Below are 19,352 nucleotides of genomic sequence, written 5' to 3' on the forward strand. Positions count from 1 at the left end.
TGCACAGCGGGGCGCGCGGCTGCCGAGCCACGTCGCGTACGGGACGGCTGCGGGCCGGGGCCACGTCGGCGTACGGACGGCTGCGCGGGCCGGGGCCACGGACGGCGAACGACTCACCGCCCCGCGCGCACCCGTACGCGTACACGACAAACCCGCCACTCGGCGTTGTCGCCGATCGGCGGGTTGTGTGCGACCGATGGTGCTCGCGGACGGCTGTGACGCGAGCAGTGCCCGCATCGCCGCGTGAGCCGCAAGGCGAACCCCGCGACCCCGCCGCTCCCTCTACGGGAGCGAGTCCGGCGTCGTCGGCCAGCTCATGCGGATGAGACCGCCGACTTCCCCGGCGGTCACTTCCACGTCGTCGACGAGGCCGCTGATGACAGCGAGCCCCATCTCGTCCTCCTCCTCGGCGGAGCCGTCCTCCGCGGGCGGTTCGCCGTTGTGGGAAGCGGGCGCCGCACTTATCGCGTGCGGCGCCTCGTCACCCACCTCGATGGAGAACTTCTTCTCGTCCTCGATCAGCACGACCTTGACCGGGGCGGACAGGGCGTTGCTCTGGTGAAGACTCACGGCCCGTGTACAGGCCTCACCGACAGCGAGGCGCACCTCGTCCAGCACGGCCTCGTCGACTCCCGCCCTGCGCGCGACCGCGGCCGCCACCAGGCGCGCGGTTCTGACGTGCTCGGGCAGAGCGCTGAACAGCAGCTCAACGGTGGCCATGCCATCCCCCTCGATCGTGCGGGCTTGCTTCTCAAGGGGGGCCGGGCAGAGCCCGGAGCCCCCCGGTGACTCCCGTACGGGTGACGTCGTCAGTCGGTGGCGGCGACGGCGTCGTCGACCGAGGTGTGAATCGGGAACACCTTGGTCAGACCCGTAATACGGAAGATCTTGAGAATGCGCTCCTGGTTGCAGACCAGGCGGAGCGAGCCCTCATGGGCACGCACCCGCTTCAGGCCACCGACCAGCACGCCGAGCCCGGTGGAGTCGAGGAAGTCGACGCCCTCCATGTCGACGACGAGGTGGTAGCTACCGTCGTTGACGAGCTCGACAAGCTGCTCGCGCAGCTTGGGCGCGGTGTATACATCAATCTCGCCACCGACCTCGACGACCGTGCGGTCGCCAACGGTCCGGGTCGACAGGGACAGGTCCACGGATCCTCCAGCAGCTTGCATCGAGCGGTCGCCCCCCATGGATCGGCAGCCGCGATGGCATTCAATCACTTACCAGCAGGCGTGCACGACGCCTTCAGCCCATTGTCCGTCACGCCAGTGACACACTCGTTGCCGATGGCCGACATTCAACTCCCGCACGGCGCGGGCCTGCGCCCATCCCCGCGCTCGGTCCTGGACCGGCTTGCCGCTGGGGCCGATCGGGCTGCGCGCATCACTCATACGGAGCACTTGCCCCCGCGTGCAGGCCGTCATGCGGACTGGCCGACGGAGATCCGAAAGGAAGTCACCGAGGCCATCGGGCGCGCCGGAATCGGACAGCCCTGGGAGCACCAGGCGCGTACGGTCGAACACGCACTGCGCGGCGAATCCGTCGTGGTCGCCACCGGGACGGCCTCCGGCAAGTCCCTCGCCTACCTGACGCCGGTCCTCAGCAGCCTCCTGGACGGCTCGGAAGCCCCCAACGGGCGCGGTACGACGGCCCTCTATCTCGCGCCGACCAAGGCGCTCGCCGCCGACCAGCGACGTGCCGTCTCCGAACTGGCCGCCCCGCTCGGCAGCGGCGTACGCCCCGCGGTGTACGACGGGGACACGCCCGTCGAGGAGCGCGAGTGGGTGCGTCAGTACGCGAACTACGTGCTCACCAACCCCGACATGCTCCACCGGGGCATCCTCCCCGCCCACCCCCGCTGGTCCTCCTTCCTGCGCGCCCTGCGCTACATCGTGATCGACGAGTGCCACACCTACCGCGGTGTCTTCGGATCCCATGTGGCGCACGTGCTGCGCCGGCTGCGGCGCCTCTGCGCCCGCTACGGCTCGGACCCCGTCTTCGTCCTCGCCTCCGCCACGTCCGCCGACCCCGCACAGGCCGCGACGCGCCTCACCGGTGTCCCCGTGGCCGAGGTCACCGACGACGCGTCGCCCCGCGGCGAGGTGGTGTTCGCCCTCTGGGAACCGCCCCTGACCGAGCTTCACGGCGAGCAGGGCGCCCCTGTGCGGCGCACCGCCACGGCCGAGGCCGCGGACCTGCTCACGGACCTCGCCGTCCAGGGCGTCCGCTCAGTGGCCTTCGTGCGCTCGCGGCGCGGCGCCGAGTTGATGGCCCTGATCGCCCAGGAGCGACTGGCCGCCGTGGACCGCTCGCTGCCCGCGCGTGTCGCGGCCTACCGAGGCGGCTACCTCCCCGCGGAACGCCGCGCTCTGGAGCGGGCACTGCACTCGGGCGAACTGCTGGGCCTGGCCGCCACCACGGCGCTGGAACTGGGCGTGGACGTCTCCGGCCTCGACGCCGTACTCCTCGCCGGGTACCCGGGCACGCGGGCGTCCCTGTGGCAGCAGGCAGGCAGGGCGGGCCGCTCGGGGCAAGGAGCCCTCGCCGTGCTGGTGGCCCGCGACGACCCGCTGGACACCTATCTGGTCCACCACCCCGACGCGCTCTTCCGCCGACCAGTCGAATCCACCGTGCTCGATCCCGACAACCCGTACGTTCTCGCCCCCCATCTGTGCGCGGCCGCCGCCGAGCTGCCGCTGACGGAGGCCGATCTGGCACTCTTCGGGCCGGAGGCCCCGGACCTCGTTCCGCAGCTCGAGCAGCGGAAGCTGCTGCGCCGCCGCACCTCCGGCGGGAACACCGCCTGGCACTGGCCACGCCGCGAGCGGGCCGCCGACCTCACCGACATCCGCGGAGCGGGCGGCACGCCCGTCCAGGTCGTCGAGGCGGCCACCGGCCGACTGCTGGGCACGGTCGACGCGTCAGCCGCCCACTCGGCGGTCCACGACGGCGCGGTCCACCTCCACCAGGGCCGGACCTACCTGGTGAAGAGCCTCGACCTGGAGGACTCGGTGGCCCTCGTCGAGGAGGCGAACCCGCCGTACTCGACCACCGCCCGCGACACCACCGCCATCTCCGTCCTGGAGACCACGACGGAGATTCCGTGGGGCGACTCACGCCTGTGCTTCGGCTCGGTCGAGGTCACCAACCAAGTCGTCTCCTTCCTGCGCCGGAAACTGATCACGGGTGAGGTCCTGGGCGAGTCGAAGCTCGACCTCCCGCCCCGGACCCTGCGCACGCGCGCCGTGTGGTGGACCGTCACCGAGGACCAGCTCGACACCGCGCGGGTGGCCCCCGAACAGCTCGGAGGCGCCCTGCATGCCGCCGAGCACGCATCGATCGGCATCCTCCCGCTCTTCGCCACCTGCGACCGCTGGGACATCGGCGGCGTCTCCGTGCCCCTGCACCCGGACACCCTCCTGCCCACGGTCTTCGTCTACGACGGCCACCCGGGAGGGGCGGGCTTCGCCGAGCGGGCGTTTCACACCGCTCAGCGATGGCTCCGCGCCACCCGCGAAGCCATCGCCTCGTGCGAGTGCGACGCGGGCTGCCCGTCGTGCATCCAGTCCCCGAAGTGCGGCAACGGCAACGAACCGCTCAACAAGCGAGCCGCCGTCCGTCTTCTCACCACCCTCCTTTCGGACGCGTCCCCGGAGACACCGGCTGGTGCGGAAGGCGAGGGGCTGGGTACGGAGGACCAAACCCCAGACGCACCAACGCGGGAATGAGCTCCCTGGCGGCGCTCCACCTGCCGGGCGACAGGGCCGTGGCTGGCCCCGACTGCGAGTCCCGAAGTGCCGGTTTCGACTGCCCGAACTCGTAGTTCCCAACTGCGGGATCGCACAGCCTGATCCCGAACTTCCGGTCCCGGTCCACCTATTCACGGTCTGCCTGCCCAGGAGGGTGAGGTGCCCTCACGGTCGGAGCGGCCCAGCAATCGGAGTGGGCAACTCCTCGCCGGTCACCCCTCGCTGGCCTCATGGGTGCAGTCCCTACAGGAGGCGTCCTTCGCGTCGGGCGGATCCCGGCCCTCAGCCGTCCCCGGCCCGTGCGATGCGCCCGGATCGATGTCCCGAGCGGCAGGGCCCGCCCGCGCACGTACGCGCGAAGCGAACGGGCCCGACACTGCCTCTGCCGTGAGGTCGGCAATCTCACCGATGATCGCGCAGCGCACCACCCTGGCGCCCTGAGCCGCCGCGACACGCCTCGCCTCGTCGCACGCCGGCGACTGCCCCTTCAGGGCATGGTCGGCGGCTGCGAGAGCAGCCAAGTCCGCTGCTCCGCCTGCCCGGTGGCGCGCCACGACGACCTGGCCGAGGCTGAGGATCACCGCGAACACCGCACAGAGCGCGGTTGCCAGCACAGCCGTCCAGACGGTGGCGGAGCCCCGGTCGGGGGAACGTGCGCAGCGTCCCGCTGACCCACGGGCGCGCACGGAACCGTCCTGGGCCGCGAACCTCCCCATGCGCCCGCCCAGATGCCTCTGCCTCCTCATCGATTCACGCCGTCTCATCGGGCCGCCTCTCCCGTGTCTTCCGCTAGGGCGGCGGCCTCGGCGTGCAGCCGGACCGACAGGGGCCCCGGCCCTGCCGTAGCCGCCTCGACCCGTACATGCACGAGTCCGCCCTCACGCCGGATGGCCACTTCCGCCCCGCGCGGCGCAGCCGATCGGGCGGCGGCGACGGCAGCCGCCCTCGGCTCCGACCGCGCCGCAGCCCTCGCCCCGGCCCGGGCCGCGTCCACGCACTGAATCTGGGACGCCGCCGCCATCAGCCCCCAGATCAGGACCACAGCGAACAACGCCAGGGCCGGCAGCGCCACTGCCGCCTCCGCCGTGACATATCCGCGATCGGATCCGCCCCGCCGCCCCGGACGACTTGAGCACCCAGCGCGGCCGCCTCGGCCTGAGCGCCTAGAACTGGGCATCGAGGGCTTTCCCGATGACTGACTCCAACGCGGCGGACACCGTCCCGCTCGTCACCACCTTGTAGAGGACGGCGGCGAATCCACAGGCCGCGACCGTCCCGACCGCGTACTCGGCCGTGGTCATCCCAGCCTCCCGCTCCCGCCGAACCCCGAACCGAGCTCGCACCCAGGCACCGATCTTCGTGAACATCCCAACCCCCATGTGTCCTGCTGCTCGTACTGCTCATTGCTGCTTCGTGCGCTTCCGTAAGGCCCGCCGACCGCCCTCCCCTTCGCTGCTACGCCATTCGCTGCTCCGCCGGCCGTCAGCCGTCAGCCGCCGCTCAGCAGCCCGCTCGTGAGTCCGAGCAGGACAGGTGCGACGCCCACGGTCAGAAAGGCGGGGAGGAAGCACAGCCCCAACGGCCCGGTGGCCAGGACCGCCGCACGGCGCGCCCTCGCGGTGGCCGCTCGCGCCTGCTCGGCCCGGCAGTCTGCGGCCAGTCGGCTCACCGGCTCCACGGCAGGGACGCCCGCAGCCGTGGACCGCTCCAGGCAACGCGCCAACCCCCGGGCCCCAGGGAGATCGCCCAACCTCCCCCAGGCGGAGGCAGGTTCGCCGCCGAGCCGCAACTCGGCCGCGGCCTGCGCGAGGCGTTCTCCGACAGGGCCGCCCATCGACGCCCCCACCACAGCGGCCGCTTCGCGTGGTCCGGCACCGGCAGCCATGCAGGCCACCAACAGGTCCGCGGCCAGCGGAAGGTGCTCCCGCACGGCGGCACTCTCGTCCGGCCCGCCGCCGTTCGTTCGCTGCTTCCACCACTTCCGTATGCCGAAGGCGGCGACGAGCCCCGCGATGCAGCCGGGGACCCCACCGACCAGCACGAATACGGTCACCCATGCCGCCACCGGCGGCCACCGGTCCCGCAGGCCCGCCGGGCCTCCCGCGCTCAATCGCCCCAGTCGGCCGCGGACGATCTGCCGTAGCCGGGAAGGCGGTTCCGGCGCATCCAGCAGAGCCGCCAGCCTCCGGCGGGAGAGCCGCTCCCTCTGCATTCCGCATATCGCCGCGTACAGACAGGCCACTGCCACGACAACCGCCGCAGTTGCCCCCAGGCTGTGGACAAACTCCCTCATCCCGCCTCCCTTCGAGCTGTTCCGGTAGCGGACCTCACGATGTGTGCCGTCCAGGTCAGCCCCGCGCCTTCGAGGACGACGCCCAGCGCCAGGCACGCCCAGCCCGCCGGGGTGTGGAGCAGGACGCGCAACGGCTCCGCTCCCAGCGCGCTGCCCATCAGCAGCCCGAAGGCCGGAAGCAGGGCGAGCAGCACAGCGGTGGATCTCGTACCGGCGAGCTGCGCGTGCAGTTCCTCGCGCTGCTCCCGTTCCGCGCGGAGCGCGGTGGCCACGCGTTCGAGCCCGGCCGCCAGTCCGGCTCCCCCGTCCGCCGCGACCTGCCAACAGGCCGCGACGCCGATCAGGCCCTCCGCGCCCGGCCGCCGGGCCGCCTTCCGCAGCGCCTGCGGCACATCCCCGCCGAAACGTGCCGCCGCTCGCAGCGACGCCTCCGCCCCGCCGTTCAGACCCGCAGCCGCTTCGTACAGCGCAGCGTTCGGCTGCTGCCCGGCTCTCAACTCGCCCGCCACGACGGCGCACAGCTCGATCACCTCGGTGGCCGTGCGCTCGTGGACGCGTCGGCGCTCCCTGCCACGCAGCCACCGCCGCACAACGGGCAGCGCCGCCGGAGCGGCAAGCAGGGGCAGCAGGGATTCGCCGAGCAGTGCGAGCGCCACCCCCGCGGGGAGGCACCACAACTCGAGCCCGATCCGCCCGCCCCACCGGGCCTGCCACCTCGCCAGCAGTCGAGCAACTGCCGTCCCCCACCAAGGAGTACGCGCCTCCCTGCCGGAGGCCGCCCCGGCCCCCGTGGCGTCGGCGAAGAGCAGGCGCGCCCTGCGCAGGTCCGGATCGCGCCGGGACAGCGCCCACACGGCGAGGCCGGCGCAGAGTGCTGCCGCATAGGCAGGGGCTGCTTCAACTCCCGTGCCACCGGCTGTCAGTCCACTGCTCCCGGTCACGGCGCACCCCCGCTCCGCGCACACAGGCCCTCCAACCGGGCCCACCCCTGCTCCTTCAGGAATCCACTCGCGCCCCACGACGCCGCCGGCACCGTTCTGACGAACCCGGCCCCGTCCCGGGCGAGCACATGCACCTCCGCAATGCGACGGCGCCCCGTCCGGTCCCGTACGAGATGGATCACCGCGGACAGAGCGGCCGCCAACTGGCTGTGCAGCGCTGCCCGGTCGAGGCCGGCGGTCGAGCCGAGTGCTTCGAGTCGCGCGGGCACATCCGCGGCGGCATTCGCGTGCACGGTCCCGCATCCGCCCTCATGGCCGGTGTTGAGCGCCATCAGCAGGTCCAGGACCTCGGGCCCCCTGACCTCACCGACCACCAGCCGGTCGGGCCGCATGCGCAGCGCCTGCCGCACCAGGTCCCGCAGCGTGACGCGCCCGGTGCCCTCCTGGTTCGCCGGGCGCGCTTCGAGCCGCACCACATGCGGATGGTCGGGCCGCAACTCCGCTGAGTCCTCGGCCAGAACGATCCGCTCCTCCCGGCCGACGAGGCCCAGCAGGGTGCTGAGGAGCGTGGTCTTGCCGGAGCCCGTCCCGCCGCTGATGAGGAACGACAGCCGCGCGTCCAGCATCGCCGCGAGCAGCCGTTCGCCTCCCGGCGGCACCGTGCCGGCGGCGACGAGCTCGGCCAGGCCGAAGGCACGTGGCCGCACCACCCGCAAGGACAGGCAGGTGGAGCCGACGGCCACCGGGGGCAGCACCGCGTGCAGCCGTGTCCCGTCCGGCAGTCGGGCGTCCACCCACGGCCGGGCGTCGTCCAGCCTCCGCCCCGCGACGGCTGCGAGACGCTGCGCCAGCCTGCGGACGGCACCGGCGTCGGGGAAGCGCACGTCCGTGCGCTCCAGGCCGAGACCACGGTCCACCCACACCTGATCCGGCGCGGTGACGAGGACGTCGGTGACGTCCGGAGCGGCGAGCAGAGGCTCCAGCGGACCGCTGCCGACCAGCTCCGACCGCAGCCGGGTGACCACACCGAGCACCTCGGCGTCGCCCAGGAGCCGCCCCTGCTCCCGTAACACGGCGGCCACACGCGCCGGTGTGGGTTCGGCGCCGGTCTCCACGAGCCGGGACCGTACGGCGTCCACCAGCTTCGGCGACAGGGCGGCACCCGCAGGACTCGTCACGCTCATCCCGTCACACCCCTGCCCAGGCCGGTCGCGCTTCCCGCGGAGGCCCTCCGGGAGCGCTCGCCACCCGTGGCCGAGGCGGCACCCGCATCCGGCAGAGCCTGCGCCCAGAACCGCGAGCTGAACGTCGCGAGCGGCCCCTTCACATTGCTCCCGGGAGGAGCACCGGCACCGAAGGCGCCCAACAGACCCGGCTCCGCTGCAAGTTCACCCGCGAGGGGCAGGTCCAGCAGCCGCGCGATCTCCTCGTCGTCGAGCCCGGAACCGCACGGGCCACGCACCACGACCCGCAGATCCCGCACCACCAGCCCCACCGAGGACGCCACCCGATGCGCCGCAGCGACGGCCCGCAACTCGGCGGGCACCACGAGAAGCCCGACGTCGAGCTGGGTGAGGGCTTCGGCCACCCCGTCATCCACCCGGCGGGGCAGATCGACGACCACGGCCCCGCCGCGCCGTCGGGCGGCGGACAGGACCGCACGCATCGCCTCCGGCGGAACCACGACCGACTCGCCGCGATCCCAGCTCAGGACGCGAAGCGAGTGCAGTTCGGGCAGCGATTCCTCCAGTGCCCCGCCGCCCACCCGGCCTCGTGATTCGGCGAAGGCAGGCCACCGCAGGCCCTCTGCCGCCTCGCCGCCCAGCAGGACGTCGAGACCGCCTCCCAGCGGATCGCCGTCGATGAGCATCGTGCGCCGCCCCGAGCGGGCCGCGCCGAGGGCGAGCGCGCAGGCCAGCGTGCTCGCGCCGGCCCCACCGCGCCCGCCGATCACGCCCACGGTCACGGCCTGGCGGCCGACGCCCTCCGCAGCGTCGGCGATCCGGTCCACGAGCCACGCCTCGGCATCGGGGAGATGCAGCACATGGTCCGCCCCGATGCCCACGGCCTGCCGCCAGACCTCGTGATCGTCGAGGTCCCGGCCGATGAGCAGCACCCCTTCCCGGCGCACCGCGCCGTGCAGCCGGTGCACCGCGTCGTCCCCGACCAGGACCAGCGGCGCCCCCTCCCACCGCCCTCGCTCCGCGGGCATCCCCGGAGCGACCTCCGGCTCCGCGCCCGCCGCCGCGCACAGGCGCAGCAGATCGTCGAGCAGTCCCTCGTCCTCCGTGACGATCAACGGCCGGCCCGGCTGTGCGCCTGCGACCTGCCGCGGATCGGATGGTGTGGATCCCGTCACGGTCCCCGTCCCCTCTCACTTGCACTCTCGCACCGCGAACTCCGCGGGGAATCACCGTGCAGCGAGCCGTGAAATCGTGGGGATCTTGGTCAAATACTGTGGACAACTCGTTGGTTGTGAATAACCCGCTCACCTGTCCCGGCGACTCCCCTTGCGCACCCTCGCGGTCACGCTCCGTGACATGTCAGGGTGATCGACGACAGCGGCCACGACGGGCGCGGAAGGGCGGCGAGATCAGCGATGGACGGCGAAAATGCGTCCGGACATGCGACGACCCCCGCCGGGGGGGAGAGCGGGGGTCGTCCCCACGGCCGACTCGGGGGGGGAGGAGCCGGACCGGGTTAGCACGGTCGCGAACGATCCGTGACTTCCATGGTGTACCCGAGAGCCTTCTCAGGCAAACCCACGCGCCACAGCTTACGCCGAATGGCGGGCGCCTATGCTCACCCTCGTGGAAAACCACTCCTTGCCGCGCACAGCCGCCTTCTTCGACCTCGACAAGACGGTCATTGCTAAGTCGAGCACGCTGACCTTCAGCAAGTCCTTCTACCAAGGCGGCCTGATCAACCGCAGGGCCGTACTGCGCACTGCTTATACGCAGTTCGTCTATCTCATCGGCGGCGCCGACCACGATCAGACGGAGCGGATGCGCCAGTACCTCTCCGACCTGTGCCGCGGCTGGAACGTCCAGCAGGTGCGGGAGATAGTGGCGGAGACCCTGCACGAGCTGATCGACCCGATCATCCACGACGAGGCTGCCTCGCTCATCGAGGAGCACCACACCGCAGGCCGCGACGTGGTGATTGTCAGCACATCGGGCGCGGAGGTGGTCGAGCCGATCGGCGAATTGCTCGGCGCCGACCGCGTGGTCGCCACCCGCATGGTCGTCGAGGACGGCCGCTTCACGGGCGAGATCGCGTACTACTGCTACGGCCCGACCAAGGCGGAGGCCATCGCCGAACTGGCCGAGAGCGAGGGCTACGACCTCTCGCGCTGCTACGCGTACAGCGATTCGGTGACGGATGTGCCGATGCTCGAGGCCGTCGGCCATCCGCATGCCGTCAACCCGGACAAGGGACTGCGGCGCGAGGCCGCCGCCCGCGAGTGGCCGGTGCTCACCTTCAACCGTCCGGTCCGGCTGAAGCAGCGGGTGCCGTCGCTGTCCATGCCGCCCCGCCCTTATCTGGCCGTCGCGGCGGCCGTGGGTGCGGCCGTCGCGACGGCCGGTCTCGTCTGGTACGCGAGCCGTCGCCGCGCCGCCTATGCCCGTATTTGAAGTTAAAAGTAAAGATCTGTAGGCGGCCCTTCCGCTTAATCTGCGGCAGGAGTACAAAGAACGTAACGGCCCGCGAGACCAGGGATATCCGTGAGGATCTTCCCGTTGACGCACCAAGGCCCCACGGACCGCGCATGGAAGTCGGGCACCCACGCGACGCCGACCCGTCGAATACGGGCCAGCCGCACCAGGTGACGGGCAAAGTCCCGACCTGATGGGCAAATATCGAGCACGCACTGGTAACCGGACGGACATGCCAGCGGCGGTACCAATTGGTACCGCCGCAACTCTGTTTCAGGAATCACCGATTCCGGTGCCGGGCGTCCCGCACAGCGGGCCTCACTGCCGCCCACCGCCCCTGCCGGCCGTCCTGACACGGGCAACAGCCCTGGCTCAGGCGGCACCCCGCTGCAACGCCTCGCACACCGCCGTGCTCTCCCGGACCCCCAGCTCCACCGCGCGCCCACAGTGCGTGATCCACCGCACCATCCCCTCCGGCGTACCGGACGCGTAGCCCTCGAGCGCCGCGAGGTACGCCGCGGAGCCCAGCTCCGCATGCCCGACCTCCGCCGGGCAGATCGACTTGGGGTCCAGTCCGCTGCCCACGAGGACGATGCGCTCCGCGGCCCGCGCGACCAGTCCGTTGGACGACGCGAACGGCCGCAGCGCCAGCAGCTCTCCGTGCACGACGGCCGCCGTGACGAGCGCGGGCGCCTCCGTCCCGGCGAGCAGCAGATCCGCCAGTCCTTCCAGGCGGCCGGCCACCTCACCGGCATCCGGAAGCGGAAGCGTCACGAGCGGTTCATCGACCTGCTCGCCCGCCTGCCGCGGCCGGCCCACGGTGTCGTCCGGCGCCGCCCCGCCCTCCGCGACCAGGTGCAGCCGGGCCAGCGCCCGTACCGGGGACTGCCGCCAGACACCGAGCAACTGGCCCGCCTCGGCCGTCAGCCGCAGCGCCGCCCCAACCGTCCTCGGCTCGCCCTCGCCACCGAAGTCGCTGCGGCGGCGCACCTCTTCGAGTGCCCAGTCGGCGCCCGACAGCGCCGCCGAACCGCGTGCTCCGCGCAGCGCCGCCTCCGAGGTGACCTCGTTGCTGCGGCGGCGCATCACCCGGTGGCCGTAGACCCGGTCCACGGCTTTGCGCACGGAGTCGACGGAGTCGGCCACGCCCGGAAGACCGGCCAGAGTGGCGAGCGGATCGGCATTCGTACCCATGGGCAGGAGCCTACGCACCCTGCGGACCTGCCCCTCGAAGGAGTGGTCTTCCTCACGGAGATCACTTGTCGCGGGCGGAGGGCGGCCTAGTCTAGGTGAACATGAAGATCGCTTTCGTAGGGAAGGGCGGCAGCGGCAAGACCACGCTGTCCTCACTGTTCATCCGCCACCTCGCCGCCTCGGGCGTCCCGGTCATGGCCGTGGACGCGGACATCAACCAGCACTTGGGCCCCGCCCTCGGCCTCGATGAGGACGAGGCGGCGAAGCTGCCCGCCATGGGCGCCCGGCTTCCCTTGATCAAGGACTATCTGCGCGGCACGAATCCGCGGATCGCGTCCGCCGACACCATGATCAAGACGACCCCGCCGGGCGAGGGCTCCCGGCTGCTGCGGCTCCGTGAGGCCAACCCCGTCTACGCGGCCTGCGCCCGCCCGTTGGACCTCGAGGGCGGCACCGACGTCCGCTTGATGGCGACCGGCCCCTTCACCGAATCCGACCTCGGCGTCGCCTGCTACCACTCCAAGGTCGGAGCGGTCGAGCTCTGCCTGAACCACCTGGTCGACGGCCGGGACGAGTACGTCGTCGTCGACATGACCGCCGGCTCCGACTCCTTCGCCTCCGGGATGTTCACCCGCTTCGACACGACCTTCCTGGTGGCCGAGCCGACCCGTAAGGGCGTCGCCGTCTACCGCCAGTACAAGGCGTACGCCCGCGACTTCGGCGTCTCGCTGCACGTGGTCGGCAACAAGGTGCAGGGGCCGGACGACGTCGACTTCCTCCGCGAGGAGGTGGGCGATGACCTGCTCGTCACCTTCGGGCACTCCGACTGGGTGCGCGCGATGGAGAAGGGCCGGCCGCCGCGCTTCGACACCCTGGAGCCCGCCAACCGCGCGGCGCTGCGCACCCTGTTCGAGACGGCCGACGCGTCGTACGAGCGGCGGGACTGGGAGCGCTACACCCGTCAGATGGTCCACTTCCATCTGAAGAACGCGGAGAGCTGGGGCAACGAGAAGACGGGTGCCGACCTGGCGGCCCAGGTCGACCCCGCCTTCACGCTGGGCGAGGGTTCCGCCGCGCAGCGGACGCCCGCGTCTAGTCCCGCTCCTCAGCCCGCTTGACCGATGGCCGGGACTTCCGGGCCGGCGTGTCCTTGGCCGGACGCGTCCCCGCCGAACGGACCGCGACCGCCTGGGCCTCGACCGGCAGCCACTTGATCGCCGAACGGGACTTCGCCGGTGCCTTCCCGGCCTCGTGTGCCCGGGCCTCGCCCTTGGCCTTGGCCTTGCCCTTGGCCTTCGACGGCTCGTGCTGCCCCGAAGTCCTGTCCCCGGTGCCTTTCTCGGCCTTGGCGGCGCCCCGCTCCTCCGGCGAGCGGGGACGGTCGGACAGGCCGTGCGGTGACGATTTGGCCTTGGGCGTCGGCCCCTTGCCCGACGACCGCCCCGGCGACCGCTCGGTGACGGACGACGTGGCGCCCGCGGGCGCGACCGGGCGGTCGGACATGAAGAGGTCCCATCCCTCCGCCGGCTCCTCGCCGACCTCGAGGGAGCGCAGCCGCGCGAGGACGGCGGGGTCCTGTGCGTCCATCCAGTCGCTGAGCTGCTTGAACGTCACGCAGCGCACGCCGTCCCTGCGGCACACCCGCTTGATGGTGTCCTCCACGGCACGCATGTAGGTGCCGCCGTTCCAGGACTCGAAGTGGTTGCCGATGAACAGCGGGGCACGGTTGCCGTTGTAGGCCCGGTCGAAGGCGCGCAGGAGTCCGTCGCGCATCTGCTTGCCCCACACCTTGTGCCGCGACGGCTCGCCCTTGGTCGTCCCCGACTGGTTGGCGAGGAAGTTGTAGTCCATCGACAGCGTCTCGAACTTGCGCCCGGGGAAGGGGACTTCCTGCAGGGGGAAGTTCCAGATGCCGTTGATCTTGCCGGGCCAGACCTGACGGCCGCCGGAAGAGCTCGCGTCGTAGCGGAAGCCCATCTTCTTGGCCGCGGGGATCAGGTTCTTCTGCCCCTCGAGGCAGGGCGCACGGCCGCCGACCAACTCCTTGCTGTAGTCGAAGGGAAGCGGCGCCTGCTTCTTCAGGCCGGTGTTGGTCCGCCAGCGCTTCACGAACTGTTCCGCCTGCTCGATCTCGCTCTTCCACTCCTCGGACGACCAGGTTCCGACGCCGCCGTTGGGCCCGCAGAAGTGGCCGTTGAAGTGGGTGCCGATCTCGTTGCCCTCGAGCCAGGCGAGGCGCAGCTGTTCCACGGTGTCGCGGATGCCCTTGACGTCGTTGAAGCCGATGTCGGACGAGCCGCGCTCGTGCTGGGGCGGGGCGTAGATCTCGCGCTTCTCGTGCGGCAGCACGTAGACGCCGCTGAGGAAGTAGGTCATGCGCGCGTCGTATTTCTTGCCGACCTCGCGGAAGTGCGAGAAGAGCTTCTGGCTGTCCTCGCCCGCGCCGTCCCAGGAGAACACCACGAACTGCGGGGGCCGTTCACCTGGCCGCAGCTTGCTGACCGCGGGCTGGAGGGGCTGGCGTCCGGTGTCGGCCGTGGATCCGTCGCCGATCAGCCGGACTTTGGATGCGGCCGCCCCCTTGGGTACGGAGAAACGTTTCTGCTCGTCGCTCCGGTCCCGCTTGGCGACGACACCACCGGAGCAACTGCTGACCGCCAGGGCCATCGCCGACGTGGCGACACCCAGGAGCACCTTCTTCGGGGCTGCCATAGCACCTCTCCTCCTTGTCCGTGCGGACATCACCGCGACACACCGTCGCATGACCGAGACGGAGGATTTGTACGACAGGCTGAAGAACATACATATTCACTCTATTGACGTAACTCCAGGGCATTTTGACCCTCATGCACACTTTTACTCTTTACTTTGCGTTACGATTCTTTTACCGAGTGTTGAGGATTGCCATCCCGCCGCTGCATGCCGTGACCCACGGCCGCCTGATCGCGACCGCGCCGCCCCGGAGGAGACGGGAACCATGTCTGCCTGCTCGCCCACGCCCCTCGACGGCCCCAGTCCCGTGCACCGCTCCGCGCGGACGCACGGGCCCACCCCGACCGAAACGAAATCCGGTCCGCCGCCGCGGAGTTCGTCCTTCGGCTTTCGTATGCGGAGGCCCGGCGGCCGCTTCCCGGTCCACCCCGCCGATGTCTCGGCCTCGATCACGGTCTTCCTCATCGCCCTGCCGCTCTCGCTCGGAATCGCGCTGGCCACGGGCGCCCCGCTCCAGGCGGGACTGGTCGCGGCCGCGGTCGGCGGCATCGTGGCGGGTCTGCTCGGCGGAGCACCGCTCCAGGTCAGCGGACCGGCCGCCGGCCTCACGCTGGTCACTGCGGACCTGATCCATCTGTACGGGTGGCGCACCACATGTGCCCTCACCGTGATCGCCGGGGTCTCCCAAGTCGCCCTGGGGTGGGCGCGGGTGGCCAGATCGGCGCTGGCGGTCAGCCCGGCCATCGTGCACGGCATGCTGGCGGGCATCGGGGCCACCATCGCCCTCGCCCAGCTCCATGTCGTGCTCGGCGACAGCCCGCAGAGTTCGGCGATCGCCAACGCCATGGCGCTACCCGGCCAGTTGGCGAACCCGCACCCGGCCGCGCTGTCGGTCAGCGTGCTCACCGTGGCGACGCTGCTGCTCTGGCCGCGGCTGCCCGGGACTTGGGGCCGGGTCCTGCGTACGGCACCGGCGGCCCTCGCGGCCGTCGCGCTCGCGACGGCGTGCTCGGTCGTGGCGGGTCTGCACCTGCCGCAGGTCGAGCTGCCCTCCTGGCGCAGCCATGCGCTGCCCGAGGCGCCCCACGGAGCCGTACTGGGGATGATCGCCGCGGTTCTGACGGTCACGCTGGTGGCGAGCGTGGAGTCGCTGCTGTCCGCCGTGGCCGTCGACAAGATGACGGCGGCGCGGAAGGGAGCAGCCGACGTACGGGTGCCGCGCGCCCATCTGGACCGGGAGTTGAGGGGCCAGGGCGCGGCGAACATCGTGTCGGGACTCCTGGGAGGGCTGCCCATCACGGGTGTCGCCGTCCGCAGCACGGCGAACGTCTCGGCCGGTGCGGTCAGCCGCGCCTCGACCGTGATGCACGGCGTCTGGGTGCTGCTCGCCGCCGGGCTGCTGGTGAGCGTGCTGGAGCTGATCCCGCTGGCCGTACTCGCCGCGCTGGTCATGGTGGTCGGCGTGCAGATGGTCAAGCTCACGCACATCCGCACGGTCCGGCGTCACCGCGAGGTCCTGGTGTACGCGGCGACGGTGACGGGTGTCGTCCTGCTCGGCGTCCTGGAGGGCGTGGCGGTGGGCATCGCCGTCGCGGTGGCGGTGGCGCTGCACCGGCTGGCGCACACCCGTATCACGGTCGAGGAGCAGGACGGGGGTGCGTACCGGGTGCTGGTGCGGGGGCAGTTGACGTTCCTGGCGGTGCCGCGGCTGAGCCGGGTCCTGGGCCAGGTGCCGGACGGAGCGCGCGCGGTGGTCGAGCTGCACGGCTCGTTCATGGACCACGCGGCGTACGAGACCCTGCAGGGCTGGCAGGACGCGCACGCCGCGCACGGCGGTGCGGTCGAGATCACCGGCCGGGGGCGCCGGATCGCGGAGCCGGCCTCCGCGGCCGCGCACAGCTGCCGGCCCTGGACCCCGTGGCGCAACCACTCCTGTACGCAGCCCCCGGCGGCGACCGGGTCCGAGGGCGAGGGGAGCCGTGAGGGGAACCGTCAACTCGCCAGCGGGCTCAGCGCGTTCCAGCGGAACACCGCTCCCCTGGTCCGTGAGGAGCTGGCCCGCCTGGCGCGGGAAGGCCAGAGCCCGTCTCAGCTCTTCCTGACCTGTGCGGACTCCCGGCTGGTCACCAGCATGATCACGTCCAGTGGTCCGGGCGACCTCTTCACCGTGCGGAACGTGGGGAATCTCGTGCCACCGCCCGCGGCGGGGTCCGGGGCGACCGGCGCGGCTGTCGTGGTGCAGGGCGGAGACGACTCGGTGGGCGCGGCGATCGAGTTCGCGGTCGACGTCCTGGAGGTCCGCAGCATCACGGTGTGCGGCCACTCCGGCTGCGGCGCGATGAAGGCGCTCCTCGGCGCGATGCCGGACGACCGCGGGACATCGCTGGGCCGCTGGCTGCGGCACGGCCTGCCCAGCCTGGAACGGCTGACCGGCAGGCAGGGGACGCCGGGTCCCCGGATCGCCGGCCGGGATGCGACCGACCGCGTCGAGGAGCTGTGCCTGGCAAATGTCGTGCAGCAGCTCGAGCACCTGGCCGCGCACGAGTCGGTGGCGAACCGGCTGGCCGACGGTTCGCTGGAGCTGCACGGGATGTACTTCCACGTCGGCGAGGCGCAGGCCTATCTGCTCGACGAGAGCGGTGAGGTCTTCGCCCCCGTCGCGGCGACGCCGCCGGAGCCGGCGGAGGACGTCGCACGGGCATGATCGAACCGGCGCGTCCCTCGCTCACCTGGAATGTCAACAGGTCTAAACCAATTTATCCGGAAACCCTTGTCACCTGGCCCACTGACTGATGAGCTATGGCGTGGGAACAAGTCACCCCGGGATTGGGAGATGCCGTGAGCAACGAGAGCCTGGCCAACCTGTTGAAGGAGGAGCGGCGGTTCGCCCCGCCCGCCGGTCTCGCCTCCGCAGCGAATGTCACCGCGGAGGCGTACGAACGGGCCAAGGCTGATCGGCTGGGCTTCTGGGCCGAGCAGGCGCGCCGGCTGACCTGGGCCACCGAACCCACCGAGACCGTCGACTGGTCGAACCCGCCCTTCGCCAAGTGGTTCGCCGACGGCAGGCTCAACGTCGCGTACAACTGCGTCGACCGGCACGTGGAGAACGGCCTCGGGGACCGGGTCGCCATCCACTTCGAGGGGGAGCCGGGCGACACCCGCACCCTCACGTACGCCGAGCTCCAGCGCGAGGTCTCCCAGGCCGCGGGCGCCCTGACCGAGCTGGGCGTCCAGGCCGGTGACCGGGTCGCGATCTATCTGCCCATGATCCCGGAGGCGGTCGTGGCGATGCTGGCGTGCGCCCGCATCGGCGCCCCGCACTCCGTCGTCTTCGGCGGGTTCTCCGCGGACGCGCTCGCCACCCGCATCCAGGACGCCGACGCCCGCGTCGTCATCACCGCGGACGGCGGCCACCGCCGCGGCAAGCCCTCCGCGCTCAAGCCGGCCGTGGACGAGGCCCTGACCCGCCCCGGCACGGAGAACGTGCGCAACGTCCTCGTCGTCCGCCGCACCGGCCAGGACGTGGAGTGGACCGAGGGCCGCGACGTGTGGTGGCACGAGACGGTGGGGCGTCAGCCCGAGCAGCACACGCCCGAGGCGTTCGACGCCGAGCACCCGCTGTTCATCCTCTACACCTCCGGCACCACGGGTAAGCCGAAGGGCATCCTGCACACCACCGGCGGCTACCTCACCCAGACCTCGTACACCCACCACGCCGTCTTCGACCTCAAGCCCGAGTCGGACGTCTACTGGTGCACCGCGGACGTCGGTTGGGTGACCGGCCACTCGTACATCGTCTACGGCCCGCTCTCCAACGGTGCGACGCAGGTCCTCTACGAGGGCACCCCGGACACCCCGCACCAGGGCCGCTGGTGGGAGATCGTGCAGAAGTACGGGGTGACGATCCTCTACACCGCCCCCACCGCGATCCGCGCCTGCATGAAGTGGGGCGACGACATCCCGGCCAAGTTCGACCTCGGCAGCCTTCGCGTCCTGGGGTCGGTGGGCGAGCCGATCAACCCCGAGGCCTGGATCTGGTACCGCAAGAACATCGGCGGGGACAGGACTCCCGTCGTCGACACGTGGTGGCAGACCGAGACCGGCGCGATCATGATCAGCCCGCTGCCGGGGGTCACCGAGACCAAGCCCGGTTCGGCCCAGATCCCGCTGCCCGGCATCGCCGCGACCGTCGTCGACGACGAGGCCCGCGAGGTGCCCGACGGCGGTGGCGGGTACCTGGTCCTGACCGAGCCGTGGCCGTCGATGCTCCGCACCATCTGGGGCGACGACGAGCGGTACAAGGACACGTACTGGTCCCGGTTCGAGGACCGGTACTTCGCGGGCGACGGGGCCAAGAAGGACGACGACGGCGACATCTGGCTGCTCGGCCGGGTCGACGACGTGATGCTCGTCTCCGGCCACAACATCTCGACCACCGAGGTCGAGTCGGCGCTCGTCTCGCATCCGAAGGTCGCCGAGGCCGCGGTCGTCGGCGCGACCGACCCGCAGACCACCCAGGCGATCGTCGCCTTCGTGATCCTGCGCGGTACGGCCTCCGAGGACGAGGGGCTGGTCGAGGAGCTGCGCGCCCATGTCGCCAAGGCGCTCGGCCCGATCGCCAAGCCCAAGCGGATCCTGCCGGTGGCCGAGCTGCCCAAGACCCGTTCCGGCAAGATCATGCGGCGTCTGCTGCGCGATGTGGCCGAGAACCGCACGCTCGGCGATGTCACCACGCTCACGGACTCCTCCGTGATGGAGCTGATCCAGAGCAAGCTCCCGTCGGCTGCCAGCGAGGACTGACGGGGAG

15 protein-coding genes and 1 pseudogene are annotated in these 19,352 nt (G+C 71.5%); 5 read left to right on the forward strand and 11 right to left on the reverse strand.

All coding sequences use genetic code 11. From position 1 onward, the window contains the following. Window positions 1-282: 282 nt before the first annotated feature. Window positions 283-720, reverse strand: coding sequence for an ATP-binding protein (locus ABZ822_RS27630; protein WP_360859911.1), 438 nt, complete (start codon window positions 718-720; stop codon window positions 283-285). A gap of 89 nt (window positions 721-809) precedes the next feature. Further along, window positions 810-1,151, reverse strand: coding sequence for an anti-sigma factor antagonist BldG (gene bldG / locus ABZ822_RS27635; RefSeq protein WP_055472740.1), 342 nt, complete (start codon window positions 1,149-1,151; stop codon window positions 810-812). Window positions 1,152-1,205: 54 nt separating this feature from the next. Here bldG and ABZ822_RS27640 point away from each other — a divergent pair, with 54 nt between their 5' ends. Next, entirely contained in the window at window positions 1,206-3,728 is a 2,523-nt protein-coding gene (locus tag ABZ822_RS27640) for a DEAD/DEAH box helicase (RefSeq protein WP_360859915.1), read from the forward strand. Window positions 3,729-3,961: 233 nt separating this feature from the next. Here ABZ822_RS27640 and ABZ822_RS27645 read toward each other — a convergent pair whose 3' ends face one another. The 7 genes from ABZ822_RS27645 to ssd form a co-directional block, all read right to left on the reverse strand. After that, entirely contained in the window at window positions 3,962-4,465 is a 504-nt protein-coding gene (locus ABZ822_RS27645; protein WP_360859985.1) for an Rv3654c family TadE-like protein, read from the reverse strand. Window positions 4,466-4,509: 44 nt separating this feature from the next. Continuing rightward, window positions 4,510-4,926 carry a TadE family type IV pilus minor pilin gene (locus ABZ822_RS27650; protein ID WP_360859918.1) on the reverse strand — a complete coding sequence of 139 codons (417 nt, stop codon included), beginning with the start codon at window positions 4,924-4,926 and terminating at the stop codon, window positions 4,510-4,512. Then, window positions 4,913-5,116, reverse strand: coding sequence for a DUF4244 domain-containing protein (locus ABZ822_RS27655; RefSeq protein WP_360859921.1), 204 nt, complete (start codon window positions 5,114-5,116; stop codon window positions 4,913-4,915). Before ABZ822_RS27655 ends, ABZ822_RS27650 begins: the two co-directional genes overlap by 14 nt. A 122-nt stretch (window positions 5,117-5,238) precedes the next feature. Continuing rightward, window positions 5,239-5,802: a type II secretion system F family protein gene (locus ABZ822_RS27660; RefSeq protein WP_360859924.1), complete on the reverse strand. Its 564-nt coding sequence runs from the start codon at window positions 5,800-5,802 to the stop codon at window positions 5,239-5,241. Window positions 5,803-6,038: 236 nt separating this feature from the next. Beyond that, window positions 6,039-6,983 (reverse strand): type II secretion system F family protein, encoded by a 945-nt coding sequence (locus ABZ822_RS27665; protein ID WP_360859927.1) that lies wholly within the window; start codon window positions 6,981-6,983, stop codon window positions 6,039-6,041. Beyond that, window positions 6,980-8,167: a TadA family conjugal transfer-associated ATPase gene (locus tag ABZ822_RS27670; RefSeq protein WP_360859930.1), complete on the reverse strand. Its 1,188-nt coding sequence runs from the start codon at window positions 8,165-8,167 to the stop codon at window positions 6,980-6,982. The genes ABZ822_RS27665 and ABZ822_RS27670 overlap by 4 nt, the downstream gene beginning before the upstream one ends. After that, a complete protein-coding gene (gene ssd, locus ABZ822_RS27675) occupies window positions 8,164-9,342 on the reverse strand; it encodes a septum site-determining protein Ssd (RefSeq protein ID WP_360859933.1) in 1,179 nt (392 codons plus the stop codon). The genes ABZ822_RS27670 and ssd overlap by 4 nt, the downstream gene beginning before the upstream one ends. Before the next feature lie 439 nt (window positions 9,343-9,781). Between ssd and ABZ822_RS27680 the strand changes: the two genes are divergently transcribed. Next, on the forward strand, window positions 9,782-10,618 hold the full coding sequence (locus tag ABZ822_RS27680) for an HAD family hydrolase (RefSeq protein ID WP_360859936.1): 837 nt from the start codon (window positions 9,782-9,784) through the stop codon (window positions 10,616-10,618). A 393-nt stretch (window positions 10,619-11,011) separates the two neighbouring features. Here ABZ822_RS27680 and ABZ822_RS27685 read toward each other — a convergent pair whose 3' ends face one another. After that, window positions 11,012-11,833: an oxidoreductase gene (locus ABZ822_RS27685; protein WP_360859939.1), complete on the reverse strand. Its 822-nt coding sequence runs from the start codon at window positions 11,831-11,833 to the stop codon at window positions 11,012-11,014. 101 nt (window positions 11,834-11,934) lie between these two features. On the opposite strand from ABZ822_RS27685, the gene ABZ822_RS27690 reads away from it, so the two are divergent. Then, window positions 11,935-12,951: an ATP-binding protein gene (locus ABZ822_RS27690; RefSeq protein WP_360859942.1), complete on the forward strand. Its 1,017-nt coding sequence runs from the start codon at window positions 11,935-11,937 to the stop codon at window positions 12,949-12,951. 382 nt (window positions 12,952-13,333) lie between these two features. Here the strand turns inward: ABZ822_RS27690 and ABZ822_RS27695 are convergent. Then, window positions 13,334-14,545 (reverse strand): annotated as a pseudogene (locus tag ABZ822_RS27695) (hypothetical protein); the annotation flags it as partial. A gap of 394 nt (window positions 14,546-14,939) precedes the next feature. On the opposite strand from ABZ822_RS27695, the gene ABZ822_RS27700 reads away from it, so the two are divergent. Both ABZ822_RS27700 and acs read left to right on the forward strand, forming a co-directional pair. Then, window positions 14,940-17,249: a SulP family inorganic anion transporter gene (locus ABZ822_RS27700; protein WP_360859945.1), complete on the forward strand. Its 2,310-nt coding sequence runs from the start codon at window positions 14,940-14,942 to the stop codon at window positions 17,247-17,249. 134 nt (window positions 17,250-17,383) lie between these two features. After that, complete coding sequence (gene acs / locus ABZ822_RS27705) at window positions 17,384-19,345, forward strand: acetate--CoA ligase (protein ID WP_360859948.1); 1,962 nt, start codon at window positions 17,384-17,386, stop codon at window positions 19,343-19,345. The last annotated feature ends 7 nt before the right edge of the window (window positions 19,346-19,352 follow it).

The organism is Streptomyces sp. NPDC047108, from assembly GCF_040643575.1.
Classification (GTDB): domain Bacteria; phylum Actinomycetota; class Actinomycetes; order Streptomycetales; family Streptomycetaceae; genus Streptomyces.